This is a genomic window from Hyphococcus sp. (genome assembly GCF_965228385.1).
Taxonomy (GTDB): Bacteria; Pseudomonadota; Alphaproteobacteria; order Caulobacterales; family Parvularculaceae; genus Hyphococcus.
Window position 1 is genome coordinate 1,813,238 of the sequence record NZ_OZ245810.1, and the last position, 16,354, is coordinate 1,829,591.

Sequence of the window (16,354 nt, forward strand, 5' to 3'; positions counted from 1 at the left end):
TGTGATAAGGTGATCACTAGGTATTTTGGGGAATGGATTGATGGCCCGGAAACGGTTTTCAGACGAAGATGTATTGAATCTTCTACGGCAGATTGAGGTTGAACTTTCAGCGGGCAGTGATGTCACTAGCGCCTGTCGAAAGGCCGGGATCAGCGATGCAACCTATTACACATGGCGCAAGAAGTATGGCGGCATGGGCAAGTCGCAGCTCCGTGAGATGAAAGACTTGGAAAAGGAAAACACCCGGCTTAAGAAGATTGTCGCCGATCTCGAACTCGACAAGCTGATCCTCAAAGAGACGCTCGATTATCTAAAGCCCAAGGCCTGACCGCTGCCGATCTCCGTCAGGCCGTCATTCGCGTTCGCCAGAAGCTGGATATGTCAGAACGGCGGACCTGCAGAACGGTCGGCATGGCGCGCTCTTCACTGCAATATAAGCCGAAACCCAGACGAGATGACGAAGCCCTGCGCCTTTCGCTGATCCGTCTTGCCAAACAATATGGTCGCTACGGTTATCGCAAGATCGCTAAGCTTCTTCGTATCGAAGGGTGGGACGTCAATCATAAGAAAGTTGAGCGGCTGTGGAGAGAGGAAGGTTTGCAACTGCCGGCCCGTCACAAGAAGCGCAGACAGCTTTACCACAAGGACAGCTCCGTCATTCGCCTCCGTCCCAAGTATCCCAACCATATCTGGAGCGTTGATTTTGTTCACGACAAGCTCAGCAATGGCCGGCCCTATCGCATGCTGACGGTCATCGATGAATACACCCGCGAGGCGCTCGCTGTCGTCGCCAGACCAAGGATGGGCTCAGCGGACGTGCTCGACGCGCTGTATCCATTGATCCTCAACCGCGGAAAGCCTGACTTCATTCGGTCTGATAACGGAAAAGAGTTCACGGCTGAAGCGCTGCAAGACTGGCTGAAGAAGATCGGCGTCAAGCCAATCCAGATCTACCCAGGCAGTCCATGGGAGAACGGCTATAATGAGCGGTTCAACGGAACGCTGCGCCGAGAAGTGCTGAATGCAGAATGGTTCGCGACGGTCGAACAAGCCAGAACTGTCATCGGTAAATGGCTCCGCCAATACAATCACATCCGCCCGCATCAAGCGCTCGGAATGCGCCCGCCGGTTCCGGAAACTCTAGCTGAAAGTGGCCCATGAAGATGGGGCTGGACACCTTTCTATGCGCTCGATTGATTTTACAAGGTTAAGATGGGAAAGGTGGTTTTCAGGTTCCTCGATTAATACAAATGGGGCATCTTTGAGCTTTTTGCTTAATGCGAGCATGAGCAAAATCTGAGTTTGTTCTCCTTTGCCAATGTACTCAAATCGGATCTTGTTGACTGCAAGCTGCAGATTCCGCTCCCAAGTGTTCGAAGACGAAATGTCTGCAACAACCGAAAGGTTCTTTTCGGTTATCTCGCAATCAGCATCTAATCCATCATTTATCCTCTGGACTTCTTTTTGTTCGGCAAACACGGCTTGTAACTGTCGAAAGCTCAAATTCAGGGTTCCAATTTCTTGATCACCGATAGCACTTAGAGTGCTTTTGATATACTGATGTCGTCCGAATGATGGATGAATTCGAGTAGGGTCTATCGCAATACACCGAAAATTTGCGCTCATCTGATGAATTTGTTTCCAGTCGAATCCGTACCATTCCACTAGGAAGAACTCGATCGGAAGCGTTTTCAAATCAGTGTTATTTTTCAAAAATTTCGAATACGCGTCGCTTAGTTCAGAGTTGAAACGTATCCGTAAACAAACTCCCGTACTGTCACTTTTGTCGCTATTCTGAGAGCCTCGAAGTTTTGCTTCACTCGTAAAGTCTGCGACCTCTTCTAGGAACGCTTCGATCAAGATCTCTGGTAAGTGCTCCGCGGATTTATCGCTTTGGAGAAATTCTCTTGCAGCCTCGTTATTGAAGAGGTCCGTAGATATACTCTGCGTGAGTGATTGACCATGTAATCGACTATTCAGCACCATTTCTAGCGCTTCTAGCAGTGTGGTTTTGCCAGAGTCATTATCCCCAACGAGAATATTGGTTCCTTTATCGAATAAGAACTCATGAGTTCCATGGAATTTCTTGAGGTTTTTGATTTTTAATTTCGCTATGTACATTCATCTATTCTACCACCGGATGGAGTAATTAAAAGCTTCCTTTGTTTGGTTGCTGGGTAAGTTGGTGGCATCTCTCGATTGATCCTATAGAACGAATTTGGGTGGAGCTTCACGCTGCTCATGTCCGGTTTTGCGCGCAAAGACGACCAACCACTCGGCTAGCGCCCCTTGCCCTTCGTCCAGTCCCAGGTCACACGCCCACTCCGTGCTATTCTAAAAACCTGCCGGCCTAATGCCCTCTCCATACCCCGCCGCAATGTGACCAGCGTTAGTTCGCGTCTCTTCTCTATGATAGCGTATCGCCCACTCGCTAGCTCAATATTACGCACATATCGCCCTTCGATCTTACCGCTTTTCGGGGCGTCTACGAACGGCTTGCCGAATTCGGCGGACAGCGACTCTCCGGCCGCCGAAAGCTCCATCGCCTCCAGGCGGCTCAACAGCACGCGATCAATCGAGGCGACCTCACGCTCATTTACGAGGCCTCGCGCCAGAAGGAACTCCCGGCGGCGTTCCATGGCTTTTCTGACCTCGCCGCCGAAGCCCTCGTCCGACAACCGGCCCGCCCCATGTTCTACCGCCTCCCGATCAATCCATCCCGCGCCGAGTGCTTCCGTCTGGTCGGCAAGCGTCCAGGTGGTAAGTATGCGTGCCTCAACTGGCGATTTACTCAAGAGCCCTCGATGCGCTCTGCGGATGCGCGCTTCATAGTCGTCCGGGATTTCCCACGAGCCATCACCCGACCTATCGACGACGCCCAGCCGCCGCAAGGCTTCCAGTCGGCGGACATGAGCGCGTATGAATTCGCGGCTGGCATTGGGATCGGATTCAGCGTGCCGCTCCGGACTGTAAACGCCGTTATTGCGCCGGGCGATATCGGCAATGACGCGGTCGGCTTTTTTTATCCCATCGCCCCGCCCTGAAACCTCAATAATGACGCCGCGTTTTATTTCATCAGTTTCCTCCGCCTCACCGAGATCAACATGACGGACTGAACCGTCAATGCTGTCGATCACCGCAAAGGCGCGCTCGTGAAAGTCGCCATGCCGCCCGGTTTCAATGACGCGGCCGACGAATTTCCCTTCCTCTTTCACCGGATCGAACAATGCCTCCGCGCCGAGCGTTCGCTCGTCGCCGCGACTTCGCAGCGCCCGGTTCATCCCCTTGACGATGTCACCCTTCAGCCCAAGATCGCGCAACTTTTCCTGCCAACCAGCAGCGAGCCGCCAGCGCCGCCCTTCGACCTTATCCGCAAGGCCAAGGCGTTGAAGTTTTTCAAGACGCAAGAGATGCAGCCGTGATTTCAGATGCCGGGAGTCTTTCTCGACCTCGACTGAACCGTCCCTTTCCATGGCGGCAAGATCGCGGTCGAGACTTGTCCATCGCTCCTGCCCGACTTCGCGTCCGATGCGCTGCTGTAACTCGCGCTCGGTGACGGGCCCAAGCTCAATGGTCAAAAGCTCATTGGCTCGCACGCGCATTTCGTAGGCGATGATGCGTTTCGGAATGATAAGATCGGCGCCGTCCTCGCGCCTGCCGCGAATGACGATATGCGTGTGAGGCCTGCCGGTGTCGTAATGATCCGCCGCGATCCAGTCGAGCCTCGTTTCGAGGTCGCGCTCCATCGACGCCATCAAATCGCGGATTAGAGGCTTTAAGGACTCAAGGTCGCCGCCGTCTTCCGGCGACAGGATGATCCGGAACTGATGGCGGTCGCCCTTCCCTCGCTCCAGGAACGCGTCGCGATCAGCTTCGCCTGTCTCCCTGTCATAGAGTGCGCCGCCATGTGCCTTTCCGGTTTCTTTCCCGCGCGCGGCGTCGCGTTCGATATAACGCAAATGCGCGCGCTGTTTCGCGGCGCCCGTCCCCGCCATTTTGACGATGCGGGTTTTGACAATGGACCGGCGGCCATATCGCCCGCCAGCCGCCGGCGATGTCGCGCCACGCCGAATTCGCTTCTTCGCGCGCGGGCCCGAGGCGACCCGAATAAGCTTTTGCACTTCGGTTTGCCCCGAGCGCGCTCCCTTATTGCGAATACGTCCAAGGCGCGGCGTGAAGTCATATTCGCCGCCGGTCATAACGGTCCCGGCGCTTGAAATGGCCGCCCCGTCAAACTTGGCGCCAACAATTTCTTCGCTAACTCAACGACTTCTTTAGAAACAGCGACTCGCTGACTTGTCCGCGCGAGTCGCGCGGAAGGGATGTGCAGACTGGGCTGACGCGCTTCTTGGCGCCAGTCCCTTTTATCTTGCCTTCCGCGCCCCTCCGCCCCGCGCCCCATTGTTCCTCCGCCATCTGACGATTTTCACTTCACGAAAACCGCCAGCGGCGTCGCAACGCCCAGAATGCGGTCTTCGCCAACCGGCCCGAAATACCGACTGTCAAAGGAGTTTGGTATTTGCGTTGAAAGCAGGAAAAATTCTCCTGCCTGAAGCTGAAAGCATCCCTCATGAATGGGCATCTGTCGCCCATAGGAATCGCTTTCAAGTACGTCAACAACACGTCTCCCGTTAATAAATACGGTGCCGTTTTCAATACAAATGCGGTCTCCCTCGATCCCGTAAATGCTCTTCAAAACCGGTAGATTTTCGGGCAAATACCCCCTGCCTGACGCCAGTTTTTGCGCCTCTTTTGGAGTAAATGCGGCAACAAAATCGCCTCTCTTAAACGCTGTTTTTTGCCCAATCCAATAGAATCCCTTCGGCGCGCTGGCACTTGGATTGTAAATCAACTTTGCCTGCATTGGCGCAACTGATGCGGCCATCAACAACCCGACAGACACAAAACCTGCGCCCAAAATAATTCGCTTTTTTCTCATCTCACGACCTTTTGCTTCACTGAAACAGCGGCCCGTTGCGCTTCTCCGAAAGCATGCGGTTCGTGGTTCAATTGCAGCATAAGATGTAAGTGCCGCCAGTAAGAGGCAGAGAAACTCTCCACTACATCCCCTCTTCTTTTCAAACCGTCAATGGAAGCCAAAAACTGTTTTGAACGTCTAGCGCCGCGTGTCGAGAGCAGGATTTCGACGCTTGGCGAAACGCCGGGAATGCAGACGCCTGGGTTATTCGGCGCAAGCGTTCTTAAGACAAAACAGCGCCAGATTTGCGTGCCGTATTCATTCGCTCGCCATCGCCCATATCCGACGATTGTATTTGACGGAAAATAGACTATGGACCGCTCCCTATCGATCCACCGACGGAACGCTGGCGCCGGAAACAGCAGTCGATAATTCACCCGGCCTTTGAAGTAATGGATCTCAAAAGCGGTTAATTCCGTAAAGTTGTCCACGAAGTTTATGGCGCGTTGGAAGACCGCGACCAGTCGCGCAAATCGTCGATATGATAGCAAACACGACCGCCATGTTTTCTGAATTTCGGTCCGTCGCCGCGCCATCGCATATTATCGAGGGTTCGCTTTTTTAACTTGAGATAAGCTGCTGCTTCCGATGTTATCAGGAAGGGGCTTTGCTCTGGATTATCGACTGCTTCTTGATGGGATTCGGACACAATTTTTGCTCCCCCACTCATACCCAAACAACCGCAAAATACATATCACAAATCCTAGTATTCCGCAATAAAACATAGTCAAAAAATCCCCATTACTACGTTGTTTTTCCTAAGGCTTTCGCAGTATTCCCCAGCACGCACTTAACTTCACTCAAATCCACTCACAACACCCTTAAAAGTTCAATTTTCTGGGTCTATTTTTTACTATCCGGCGCCTAATACAAAGTAGAGAAATCTTTCTTTTTCCAGTCGAAAGATAACCGTTGAAAAGCGCATGAAGCAGCATAAAAACCCTCGCGCGGATAAACCGCGCGAGGGCCGTTTTTTGCGATGAAACCCGCGGTTAGTTTTGCGGATTCCAGAGAATGGCGAGGACGCTTTCGTCATCGGAGCCTGCTGCGCGGGCGAGGTTCGCAAAGATGCGGCCCGGTCCGAAGGCGGGATGCGCGAGCGTCAGCGAGACGTAAGGCTTGCCGGAATTCTTTCCGACGCGATTCCAGCCGCCGCCGATTTCGCCGCCATTGCGGGCGTAAATGCGATAGTCGGGCTGGCGGTCGTTTTCCTTCGCCTCGTTCGGCACGATCGAGATTTTCGCATTGAGCGTCATCATCGCGAGCGTGCCTTCAAAGCCGCCATTGTCGCGTTTCGTTACGGTTCCAAGTGATTGAGCCATCTTCAAGTCTCCTTGTCGATTGGCCGGAGACCCATTCCCCGGCCGATGCGAAACGGAAAGAACGGCGCGCCGGAACGCCCGCATCCGTCAGGACCGCAGCGCAGCGGAGGACCGACGACGGCGGATTTTTTGTTTCGCGATGAATGGCGAAGCCAGAGGAAAAAATCCGGCGACGGCGGTTTCGGGCGGGCCGGTCGTCGTTCAGTTTCGCGTCAAATCAAGGCCGGGAATGACTGTCTCCGCCGCGACCGGAGGGGAGACTTATGGCGCAAATCCGGACCGGAATTTCACAACGCACCGACAATTCTGCGGCGGCGTTTCACGCCTGCCGAATGCGTTTCTCAATGCGGAATCCTTGGGCAAGGAGCGGGGCGAAACATGCGTTCCGCCCCGCTGATCCGCTCACGCCGCGAATAGCGGCGAGAGCCATTCGGCGCGCGCCGCGCCGGAATGTCCGGCGTCCGTATAGGCGAGGCCGCCGCCAATGAGCCACGCCGGGCGCCAATTCGGAACCGCCTCGCGTCCGTTGGCGCCGCTGAGAAAATCGCGAATAATCGCCTTCTGGACCTTCACTGGCTCGCCCGCATTCGCCGCCGCGATCTCGGCCCCGGCGATCTCTTTCAGCATGGCGTTCGTGACTTTCCTGTCGCGCAACAGATCGAAAAACGCCTCGTCCGGCGTCATCCAGTCCGCAATCTCGAAGGGAATAACGCGCTCTATGCAGTCGATAGCGGCATGACCCGGCGCCAGCAACTCGCTAGATATGTAGACAAGAATGCGCGTCACGTCTTCGTTGGAAAGTTTCATCAGCCGCGCGAAGATATTGGCGAGGCGGTATTCGTCGCCATTGCCGCCGCTGATCGAAGCGGCGTCCTCAAGCTCGATGAGCGCCGCGATTTCCTGACGTTCTTTTGCGAAAACCGCTTCGCCTTTCGACGCGGCGAGGCTTTCCGCCGTCGCTTCCTTTCGCGTTTGCAGTTTGTCCGGCTCGGCGCGGATGTTCGGCGCGCCCGCGATCAGATGCGCGGCGAGCATCCGCAAAGCGGCGCCGGGATGGCCTAACATCGCCGCCCTCAGCGCCGCGTGACGATGCAGGTCTACATAATTCTGCATCGGCGCCGAGAGTTCCGGGCGCGCGGCTTGCGCCGCATCCTTGCCCTTGTTCTTCGCTTTCCTGACGCGCGGCGCATAGCCTTTATGGACTTTGACCTCGCCGGAATGGCGGGTTTCGACGAAGACTTCGCCCCCTTGTTTTTTGGTCTTCTGGTCGTATTCCCAAGAGGAAAAATGCTCGCCGCGCGGCAGGATATTGACCTTGGCCCATCCGCTGGCGATGAGGCTCTCGCGCAGTTTTTCGACGGCGCCGTCCTGCCAGCGCCAGAACTTTTCGGCGTCGGCGAAAACGGACTTTTCCCCGAACAAGTCCTCGTAAATGTCGCCGTCATAATCTTCGAGGGAAAAGAGCGCGACTTTCGTTTCGATGTCGCCGCCGCCCAAGAGCCAGCGCTTAAGCTCGCGCCCGCGCGGCGCCCGCATGTCGTCGGCGCGAAACATCTGAAACCATTCTTTCTGTTTCGCCTCGCTCGCCAAGGTCAGCGCCATGACGCTGGCGCCGTCTATGTCCTCGTTAGCGTAAGCCTTTCGGATCGCCGGAATGAGGCTTCCGAGCGCAAGGCGGCGGCGGACGGTGAGTTCCGTGACGCCGAAGACATTCGCGATCTCCTCGACGCTCCGGCCCTTGTCCGAAAGCGCTTTGAACGCCTCGAATTGCTGCATGTCGCCCGGTTCAAGGCGCGCGACATTTTCGAGGATCGACGCTTCGACGGCGGCAGCGTCATCGCCTGCGGCGAGAACGCGGCACGGCAAGGGCGTCGCCTCGCCGGACTCTTTCGCGACTTCCTTCGACGCGAAATAGCGCCGCCGTCCGGCGATGATCTCAAAGGCGTCGTCCCTGTCCTTGGGCCGGACAAGCAAGGGCACAAGAACGCCGCGCGTCCTGATCGACGGCAATATGTCGTCGAGCGGCGGTTTCTTCCGTCCGGCCCGCATATTGAGGGCCGAGACTTTGAGGTTCTCCAGGGGGATATGCACAAGGTCCATGATGGTTCTCCTTTCAGGCTGCTTGTGATTGGGAAAGCGTTTGCGCGCGTTGCGGCGCAGGCGTCTCACCAAACGCCAGAATGAAATCCGCCGCTTTGGAGGCGAGCGACGCCGCGTTGAAAATCGCGCGGTTGTCTTGTTTCAGAACCTCAAGCCACGCGCCGACATAATCCGCATGGCGAACGGTCGGCGTAATCGCGAGCGAGGCGCAGATGAATGCTGAGCTAAGTTCCGCAACCAGTTCCTCGCGGGCGTAGGCGTGCGAACCGTAGCGGCCTTTGAATTCGCGATTGAGGCGCGAAGCGTGGCCGGTCCAGTGGCCAAGCTCGTGAAAGCATGTCCGGTAATAGTTGATCTGCTCGAAAAAAGCGGGCTGCGGCGGCACGCGAATGAAGTCTTGGCTCGGCACGTAAAAGGCGCGGTCGCCGCCGATGCGGAAGTCGGCGCCGGTCGCGGCGATGAGATTTTCCGCGCGCGGGATCGTCTCGCATTCGGGGTGCGGTTCTGATTTCGCGGCGACGCCTTCGGGCAGGCCTTCGCATTGCGCGGCGTTAAAGACGGTGTAGCGTTTCAGGAAAGGCGTGAACTTCGCGTCGCCGCCTTCCTTGGCGACTCTTTCCATTTCGTCTTTGGGAATGAACTTGTCGGCGTAGACGACCATCGAGCCGCGCTCGCCCTTCATTACCGTGCCGCCGAGGGCTTTCGCCTGTTTGAAGGTGAGCCAGACCTGAGACGAAAAGCCGTTCTCGATGGCGGCGCCCCACAGCAGCAAAATGTTGATGCCGGAATATGTCGCGCCCGTCGCCGCGTTTTTCGGCAGGCCCGCCGCAAGGGTTGCGGCCTCGCCTCTTGCGGCCCAAGGCTGCGCCCAAGGAAAGCGGCCCGCCTCAAGCTCGGCCACGATTTTGGACGTCACTTCCTCGTAAATGTCTCCGCGCGGCATTCTCTTTTTCCTCGCCGTGCGTTCCTTGGTTTCGGTTTTCTCCCCGGTCATGCCCATCGCTCCTCTCGGTCCCGCCGCTGTTTCCCCCGGACTGGCGGGGGCGGCGGAAGCGGGGCTTTCGGGCGACGGGCTTCAAGGGCGCGGCGCAACCGTTTCGGTAGGAGAAAAAAACGGACGCAGACGGATTAATATCCGAAGCGGTTGCGCCGGGACCGCCCGGCGCCAGGCCCGCTTCCGTTCCGCCGCCCCCGCCAGTCCAAGGGGAAACCCTTGAAAAGCCGGCGCGCCAGCGCCGTCCTTATCCCGCGCGCCAGCGCGGGCCGCGGCAGGGATCAAAGCCCGAAGGGCGAAGACCGCAAATAGCGGGCTTCGTTCACGCGAGCCCGGCGCCGCACAGCGGCGGCGGCCGCCGAAGCATTTTTCAGGTTGGAATTTATAAATGCGCAAATAGAACCGCTGCGTAGATCAACAGTTACACTGTGTACAATCATAATGTACACTGAGCACTCTACGCCTCTTCACTCAATATATATTTTGTATCTGCTATTAACCGCCAAGTTTAATCTGGTCTGCGCTCGAAACTAGCGGGAATCAAAATGTTTCTTTTCAGCGGAACTTATCTCAATTAAATATATTTCTCTCTCAAGCTAACGAATTCATCTTGTTCCTCGCGTAATACCTTTATTTTCCCTTTTCGCAGATCAAATACCCAGCCGTGTATTTGCAATCGTTTTTGGGCCAAAGCCCTAACGACATAAGGATGGGTCTTAAGATGCGAAATCTGCAATCGTATATTTTCTTCAACTAAGTGGTCGAGTTTTCCAGCATCGTCCAGTTCAGCGTACCGATCCTGAACTACAAGAGTTGCCGCCTCAACATAACTAAGCCATGTAGACGTATGCGGCATCTTGCAGACAGATTCCGGCTGCATTGCAGCTTGCATCGCACCGCAACCATAGTGACCACAGACTACAATGTGAGGGACATTCAATATTCCCAAGGAATATTCTATGCACACCGTCATTGCACCCGTTTGGTGCGAATGCGGCGGCACAATGTTGCCGACATTTCTGCAAATAAAAAGTTCGCCCGGTTTGGATTGTGTAATCAGATTTGGATCGAGTCGGCTATCTGAACATGTTATAAACAAGGCGTTTGGTTTTTGCCCGTGAACAAGATCTTCAAAATGCTTCTGGCAATCTTTAAAAATTGTATTTTCAAATTGTAATGCGCCGCGGACAAAATCTAGCATCGGTAAAATCCTGATCCTATTTGATGATACGTGAGCAGCTTTAAAATTGCTTCCGGATCGCGATTTCCCAGCTGCGCGGCGGACCCACAAAGACATTATAGCCGATAAAGCCATAGCCCGAGACGGCGTAATCCTTGTTAAGGAGATTGCGGCCCCGAAGCGCAAGCTCCAGACCATTGTCAAAGACCAGCGCAGCCCCGGCGTCTGCGATCGTATAGGCACCCTGGCGGCGCTCCGCGAGGCCTTCGGCGTCGAGATAAAAAGCGCTTTGATATTTAGCGTTGGCTTGCAGGGCGAGGCTGGCGCCGCCGCCAAGTTCTCGAACATAGCGCGCAAAACCTGTCGCCGACACATCGGACGCGAAGGGCAAGGGATTGCCGTCAAACAACGCCGCATTGCCGCCTATATCCGTCGTCTGGCTGATTTCGGTTTCAAGCAATGTCACCGACCCGCCAAGAGTGAACGCCTCTGACGCCGCCCAGTCAAAACCGCCTTCAACGCCATAGGCCTTCGCCTTGTCGAGATTGGAGAGCGAATTGGACGTGATCGACCCGCCGCCCGGCAGGGCGAAATTGACAAAGAGGCGCGCCTGAGGCGCATCATAGTCCTGATAGAAGGCGGCGGCGCGCAAGGAGAGGCCTGGCGCCGGCTCGCCCTTATAGCCAAGCTCATAGGCGTTGACGGTCTCGGCGCGGAAAAGGCCTTCATCGCGAAAATGCGCGGCGTTGTTTTGCACCTCGCCATTGAAGCCGCCGCTTTTATATCCGTTGGAAAAGGATGCGTAGATCATCGCCGCATCGGAGAACCGATAGGAAAGCGCAGCATTGCCGCTCAAGCGATTTTCCTTGATGCGGTTTTCACCAATCGCCGGACCGAGCCCATCGCGATTGTTGAACGCGATGACGCCGTCATCGAAAATATGAACGCCCTGCCCTTCGCCCTTGATATTTTCATAGGTATAGCGGGCGCCAAGCGTCAGCGTCAGCGCATCAGTGAGAATGATATCGTTATAGGTGAAGATCGCAGCGATCTTGCGCGTCTGTTCGATATCGTTGACCAGCGTCGTCGCGACACCCGGCGAAGCGGGGGTTGGGCCAACCCGGCCCGGCGCGCCGACGTAACGACATGTTCCGAGACGCGTCGCAGGGTCAAGCTCACCGCACCAGATGAGATATTCCTGTTCGAAATCCTCGCCGGCCGCGGCGACGCCAATCAGGCTGTGACCAAGCGACCAGTCGCCCTGAAGGCGGATCTCTTCGCTCCACTGCAAGAACTCGCGGTCGTAATGAAGATTGGCGTTCAGGGCCGGATCACCGAAGGGCGCCGACGCGCCGTCGAAATCGAAGCCGTAATCCTGGCGGTAGCCCTCGAGCGCCGTCAGGGAGAACAATTCCCATTCACCGGCCGGAACAACCGCCTCCAGAGAAACGCCGTAAAACTCGTTGTCCGTGTCCTGCACGCCATCGGGCCCGACGGAGATTTCATGTTTGCCGACATCGAGATTGAGATTGCGCGGCGCCGGGTTGACGCCATTGTCTTCTTCGTAATGCGCGCGCAACAGAAAACGCGCGCCCTCCCCTTGCCATTGCAGGGAACCGCGCAACCCGAACTCATCGCGCTCGCCGCCGGCGCGCTTCGGCGCCGTCACATTCGGATCGGTTTGAACGTTATTGAGCGCGGCGTCCTGTTTCAGATAGCGCCCGGCGATGCGCCCGGAAAATCCTCCGCCAAGCGAGCCGCCAAGGGCGCCCGACGCGTCGAGGCGGTCGAACCGGCCATAGGACCAGCCGAGATAACCGGAGGTTTCTTCTGACGGCGCCGCGGAGATGAAATTGACGGCGCCGGATGACGCGTTGCGCCCATAAAGCGAGCCTTGCGGGCCTTTCAAGACTTCGATGCGGTCGAGATCGTAAACAAGCGGCCCTGTCTGCACATTCGTCGCCAGAAAGACGCCGTCCATGTAAACGGCCGCGGCGGTCGGCGTCAGCGCCTGATGGTCGACGGCGCCGATGCCGCGGATCTGAAACGCGATCTGATTGCCGTTCGCGACCGCCGCCTGCACGCCCGACAAAAGCTGCGTGATTTCTTCCGCGCTATTGAACCCGTTCGCCTTGTCGATCTGGGCGCCGCTGATGACGTCGACGCTCACCGCAATATCGTTAAGGTTTTGAACGCGCTTCGATGCCGTTACTGTAATAGTATCCGATTCTGCACTCATCGCAGACGATAAAATGAAAGTTACACCAGATACAAAAAAAGCACCGCCTCGAAATGCTTGCCGCATGAACTTGCTATACATTTTATTATTAATCCGTAAACGTTAGACTAGGACAGAGCTAAAGCCCGAGAGCGTAATTCGCTTCTGTATGAGATTTGACGTCATCAAGAGTCACCTCTTCGGCAAGCTCAACAAGTGTCAGCCCCTCGCCTCGCTCCACTGTAAACACGCCAAGATTGGTGATAATCATATCAACGACTTGCTTACCGGTGAGCGGCAGGCTGCATTCGTGCAGGAGTTTCGGCGCACCGCCCTTCGAGGCGTGGTCCATCACAACGACAACCCGCTTAACGCCAGCAACGAGGTCCATAGCGCCACCCATGCCTTTCACCATCTTGCCGGGGATCATCCAGTTGGCGAGATCACCCTTTTCAGAAACCTCCATCGCGCCGAGAATAGAAAGGTCAATATGCCCGCCGCGTATCATTGCAAAGGAATCGGCGGAAGAAAAATAGGAGGTACGCCGCAATTCTGTAATAGTCTGCTTGCCGGCGTTAACCAGATCCGCATCGACCTCATCGTCATACGGAAAAGGCCCCATGCCAAGCATACCGTTTTCAGACTGGAGAGTAACGTCAACGCCATCTGGAATATGATTGGCGACCAACGTCGGAATGCCAATACCAAGATTAACGTAAAAGCCGTCTTTCAACTCCTTCGCTGCGCGCCGCGCCATCTGATTACGATCCCAAGGCATTAGGCGCTTTCCTTTTTCCGCACAGTTCGTTGCTCAATGCGTTTTTCGTGCTTGCCTTGAATTAACCGCTGCACATAAATGCCTGGTGTATGAATATAGTCAGGATCGAGCCCGCCAACTTGCACAATTTCTTCGACTTCCGCGACCGTAACCTGCCCGGCGGTCGCCATCATGGGATTGAAATTTCGCGCCGTCTTGCGGAACACAAGATTGCCCTCTGCATCGCCTTTCCAAGCCTTGACGATCGAAAGGTCCGCGACGAGCGCCGTTTCCATAATATAGGTCTCACAGTTGAATACTTTTTGCTCTTTGCCTTCGGCGATTAACGTGCCGACCCCAGTCTTTGTATAAAAGCCCGGAATACCGGCTCCACCAGCCCGAATGCGCTCAGCCAGCGTGCCCTGAGGATTAAATTCGAGTTCTAGCTCACCTGACAAGTATTGGCGTTCAAATTCCTTGTTTTCGCCCACATAGGACGAGATCATTTTTTTTATCTGATGCGTATGCAACAGAAGGCCCAGACCAAAATCATCGACACCGGCGTTGTTGGATATTACCGTCAGCTCTTTTACGCCAGTATCACGCAACGCAATGATAAGGTTTTCCGGTATGCCGCAGAGACCGAAACCACCTGCCATGACCGTCATCCCGTCAAAAACAATCCCTTCAAGGGCGACATGAGCGTCATGACACTGCTTATTCATAGTCGTTTCCCAACGTGGCGAATTTTATAGTTTACTCGTGTGCGATGGTTAATACTTGTATGCGGACGACTCTCATATGGAATTCCGCGCCTCAGCCTGGTGGCGCCGTGTCCACCTCAGTGCTGTAATTCAGCAAAAATTTAGCCTATATTGTTCGTGATATTTCGTACCGAAATTCAACAGAGTACATTGGATGGTAGTTCGAAAAAGAAGGAAGAAATTGTGTCGGAATCAAAGATCGTTCTAAAAAGAATCAATGAGCACATCATGTTGGTGATGATTAATCGGCCAACAGTTTATAACGCTATCGATGTTGAAACGACACTCCAGCTAGAAAGCGCCGTCCAGCAGTTGGAAGATGATGAAAGCATATGGGTTTGCATTCTTACTGGCGCGGGTGACAAAGTCTTTTCATCAGGAGCTGATTTAAAAGAGGTTTCCAACGGCAAGCTCGAAAAACTTTTTACGAAGAAGGGAGCATTTGCCGGGTTTACCGGGTTCAAGCGAGCCAAACCATGGATCGCCGCGGTAAAAGGAAAAGCGTTAGCCGGTGGATTTGAGATAGCCCTGGCGTGCGATTTAATCGTTGCCGACGAAGACGGCGCCTTTGGTTTACCCGAAGTTCAACGAGGGTTAGTTGCGGGCGCTGGGGGACTGTACCGCTTAGTACGGTCTATCCCCAAAGCAATTGCTGCTGAAATGATTCTTACCGGCGCACCAATCAATTGCCGCCTTCTCCATCAGTACGGCCTAATCAACCACCTTTCGCCAAATAGGGATGTAATTGACCGCTCCATCACCTTGGCAAAGGCACTTTGCACTGGGGCGCCGCTCGCAGTACAGGCGTCTTTATCCATACTCCGTTTAGCGTTCGACCATGACGAAGTAACCTTGCATGAGCTAAGCGTCGAAGCTTTGAAACACCTGTCCGCAACAGATGACTACCTTGAAGGCCCTAAGGCCTTCATAGAAAAGCGTTCTCCGATATGGAAAGGCCGCTAAAAAAAAAGCCGCAAGTATCGCTTGCGGCAAGTTAGGGAGGAATCAATCTTTTTGCGGCAAAATTACGTGTCAAAATTTCACATGATCGGATCCCTTTAGCCTCAACATGACCCTTGCTTCGTCGGCAGTCGCAGCAGCCATTCCCAAACTTTCGATCACTGATTTGATAAGCGATACTTGATCCGCGTTGGACTCAGCCATTTGGCCTGGACCTTTCCAAAGGCTGTCCTCCAAACCAACGCGTACATTGCCGCCCATATTGATAGCTTGGCAAGCAATCGGCATTTGATTGCGGCCCGCACCTAAGACTGACCAAACATATTGGTCGCCAAATAGGCGGTCGGCCGTTCTTTTCAAGTGAATCACATCTTCTGGGTGCGAACCAATTCCGCCTAACAATCCAAATACGGTTTGAATAAATAATGGTGGCTCAATTAGACCCTGATCCAAAAAATATGCTAAGTTGTATAAATGAGAGGTGTCATAACATTCGCACTCGAACTTAGTTCCGTTCCCTCTGCAAGTCTCCAAAATATAAGCAATGTCTTTAAAGGTGTTGCGAAACACAATGTCCGAACTACTTTCTAAATATGGCCTTTCCCAATCATATTTGAATGTATGAAAGCGAGACAAAAGTGGAAACAAACCAAGATTCATCGATCCCATATTGAGAGAAGCAACTTCCGGGGCAAATTTGGCGGCCGGTTTAAGCCGTTCTTCTAGGGTCAATGTGACTGCGCCACCACTCGTCAAATTCAGAATTGCCGGTGTTGCCTGCTTAATTCGCGGTAAAAATTCTGCATAAACCGCAGGATCCTGTGTTGGCCGACCGTCGTGAGGGTTGCGCGCGTGCATGTGAAGAATCGAGGCGCCCGCCTCTGCCGCCGCCACGGCTTCTTTAGCGATATCGTCGGGCGTAATAGGCAAGTACGGAGACATCGACGGAGTATGAATACTGCCCGTAATGGCGCATGTAATTATGACTTTACGACGATATGGCGTTTTGCTCATCGGATTTTCACTGCTGTTCTTTTCTTTAGCCTATAAATCTCGCACAAGGAAAACTGGTTACGCTCTA

Annotated in this window: 15 protein-coding genes and 1 pseudogene; 3 read left to right on the forward strand and 13 right to left on the reverse strand. The window is 54.6% G+C overall.

The window, feature by feature from the left end:
- Positions 1 to 40 precede the first annotated feature (40 nt).
- Positions 41 to 1,161: pseudogene (locus ACQK2Q_RS08490) on the forward strand (IS3 family transposase).
- Here the strand turns inward: ACQK2Q_RS08490 and ACQK2Q_RS08495 are convergent.
- The 6 genes from ACQK2Q_RS08495 to ACQK2Q_RS08520 all read right to left on the reverse strand — a co-directional run bounded on the left by ACQK2Q_RS08495 (position 1,141) and on the right by ACQK2Q_RS08520 (position 6,300).
- Positions 1,141 to 2,121 carry an AAA family ATPase gene (locus ACQK2Q_RS08495; RefSeq protein ID WP_425409314.1) on the reverse strand — a complete coding sequence of 327 codons (981 nt, stop codon included), beginning with the start codon at positions 2,119 to 2,121 and terminating at the stop codon, positions 1,141 to 1,143. The pseudogene ACQK2Q_RS08490 and the gene ACQK2Q_RS08495 sit on opposite strands and share 21 nt — an antisense overlap.
- Positions 2,122 to 2,279: 158 nt before the next feature.
- Positions 2,280 to 4,199: a DUF3363 domain-containing protein gene (locus tag ACQK2Q_RS08500; protein WP_425409315.1), complete on the reverse strand. Its 1,920-nt coding sequence runs from the start codon at positions 4,197 to 4,199 to the stop codon at positions 2,280 to 2,282.
- A gap of 227 nt (positions 4,200 to 4,426) precedes the next feature.
- Positions 4,427 to 4,939: a conjugative transfer signal peptidase TraF gene (gene traF / locus ACQK2Q_RS08505; RefSeq protein WP_425409316.1), complete on the reverse strand. Its 513-nt coding sequence runs from the start codon at positions 4,937 to 4,939 to the stop codon at positions 4,427 to 4,429.
- The gene (locus ACQK2Q_RS08510) at positions 4,936 to 5,514 is read right to left on the reverse strand and encodes a DUF2840 domain-containing protein (RefSeq protein WP_425409317.1); all 579 of its coding nucleotides are present in this window, start codon (positions 5,512 to 5,514) and stop codon (positions 4,936 to 4,938) included. Before ACQK2Q_RS08510 ends, traF begins: the two co-directional genes overlap by 4 nt.
- Positions 5,415 to 5,627, reverse strand: a complete 213-nt coding sequence (locus tag ACQK2Q_RS08515) for a helix-turn-helix transcriptional regulator (protein WP_425409318.1) — start codon at positions 5,625 to 5,627, stop codon at positions 5,415 to 5,417. Before ACQK2Q_RS08515 ends, ACQK2Q_RS08510 begins: the two co-directional genes overlap by 100 nt.
- 343 nt (positions 5,628 to 5,970) lie before the next feature.
- Entirely contained in the window at positions 5,971 to 6,300 is a 330-nt protein-coding gene (locus tag ACQK2Q_RS08520) for a DUF736 domain-containing protein (RefSeq protein WP_425409319.1), read from the reverse strand.
- A 139-nt stretch (positions 6,301 to 6,439) separates the two neighbouring features.
- Here ACQK2Q_RS08520 and ACQK2Q_RS08525 point away from each other — a divergent pair, with 139 nt between their 5' ends.
- Positions 6,440 to 6,697, forward strand: coding sequence for a hypothetical protein (locus ACQK2Q_RS08525; RefSeq protein ID WP_425409320.1), 258 nt, complete (start codon positions 6,440 to 6,442; stop codon positions 6,695 to 6,697).
- A gap of 5 nt (positions 6,698 to 6,702) precedes the next feature.
- Here ACQK2Q_RS08525 and ACQK2Q_RS08530 read toward each other — a convergent pair whose 3' ends face one another.
- The 6 genes from ACQK2Q_RS08530 to ACQK2Q_RS08555 form a co-directional block, all read right to left on the reverse strand.
- On the reverse strand, positions 6,703 to 8,400 hold the full coding sequence (locus tag ACQK2Q_RS08530) for a ParB/RepB/Spo0J family partition protein (RefSeq protein WP_425409321.1): 1,698 nt from the start codon (positions 8,398 to 8,400) through the stop codon (positions 6,703 to 6,705).
- 13 nt (positions 8,401 to 8,413) lie between these two features.
- On the reverse strand, positions 8,414 to 9,400 hold the full coding sequence (locus ACQK2Q_RS08535; RefSeq protein ID WP_425409322.1) for an ArdC family protein: 987 nt from the start codon (positions 9,398 to 9,400) through the stop codon (positions 8,414 to 8,416).
- A gap of 568 nt (positions 9,401 to 9,968) precedes the next feature.
- Complete coding sequence (locus ACQK2Q_RS08540; RefSeq protein ID WP_425409323.1) at positions 9,969 to 10,595, reverse strand: carbonic anhydrase; 627 nt, start codon at positions 10,593 to 10,595, stop codon at positions 9,969 to 9,971.
- A gap of 40 nt (positions 10,596 to 10,635) precedes the next feature.
- Entirely contained in the window at positions 10,636 to 12,894 is a 2,259-nt protein-coding gene (locus ACQK2Q_RS08545) for a TonB-dependent receptor (RefSeq protein ID WP_425409324.1), read from the reverse strand.
- 37 nt (positions 12,895 to 12,931) lie between these two features.
- Positions 12,932 to 13,570, reverse strand: a complete 639-nt coding sequence (locus tag ACQK2Q_RS08550) for a 3-oxoacid CoA-transferase subunit B (RefSeq protein ID WP_425409325.1) — start codon at positions 13,568 to 13,570, stop codon at positions 12,932 to 12,934.
- On the reverse strand, positions 13,570 to 14,274 hold the full coding sequence (locus ACQK2Q_RS08555; RefSeq protein WP_425409326.1) for a CoA transferase subunit A: 705 nt from the start codon (positions 14,272 to 14,274) through the stop codon (positions 13,570 to 13,572). Before ACQK2Q_RS08555 ends, ACQK2Q_RS08550 begins: the two co-directional genes overlap by 1 nt.
- A gap of 222 nt (positions 14,275 to 14,496) precedes the next feature.
- Here ACQK2Q_RS08555 and ACQK2Q_RS08560 point away from each other — a divergent pair, with 222 nt between their 5' ends.
- Positions 14,497 to 15,276, forward strand: a complete 780-nt coding sequence (locus ACQK2Q_RS08560; protein WP_425409327.1) for an enoyl-CoA hydratase-related protein — start codon at positions 14,497 to 14,499, stop codon at positions 15,274 to 15,276.
- 69 nt (positions 15,277 to 15,345) lie between these two features.
- Here ACQK2Q_RS08560 and ACQK2Q_RS08565 read toward each other — a convergent pair whose 3' ends face one another.
- Entirely contained in the window at positions 15,346 to 16,287 is a 942-nt protein-coding gene (locus ACQK2Q_RS08565) for a 3-keto-5-aminohexanoate cleavage protein (protein ID WP_425409328.1), read from the reverse strand.
- Positions 16,288 to 16,354: the final 67 nt, after the last annotated feature.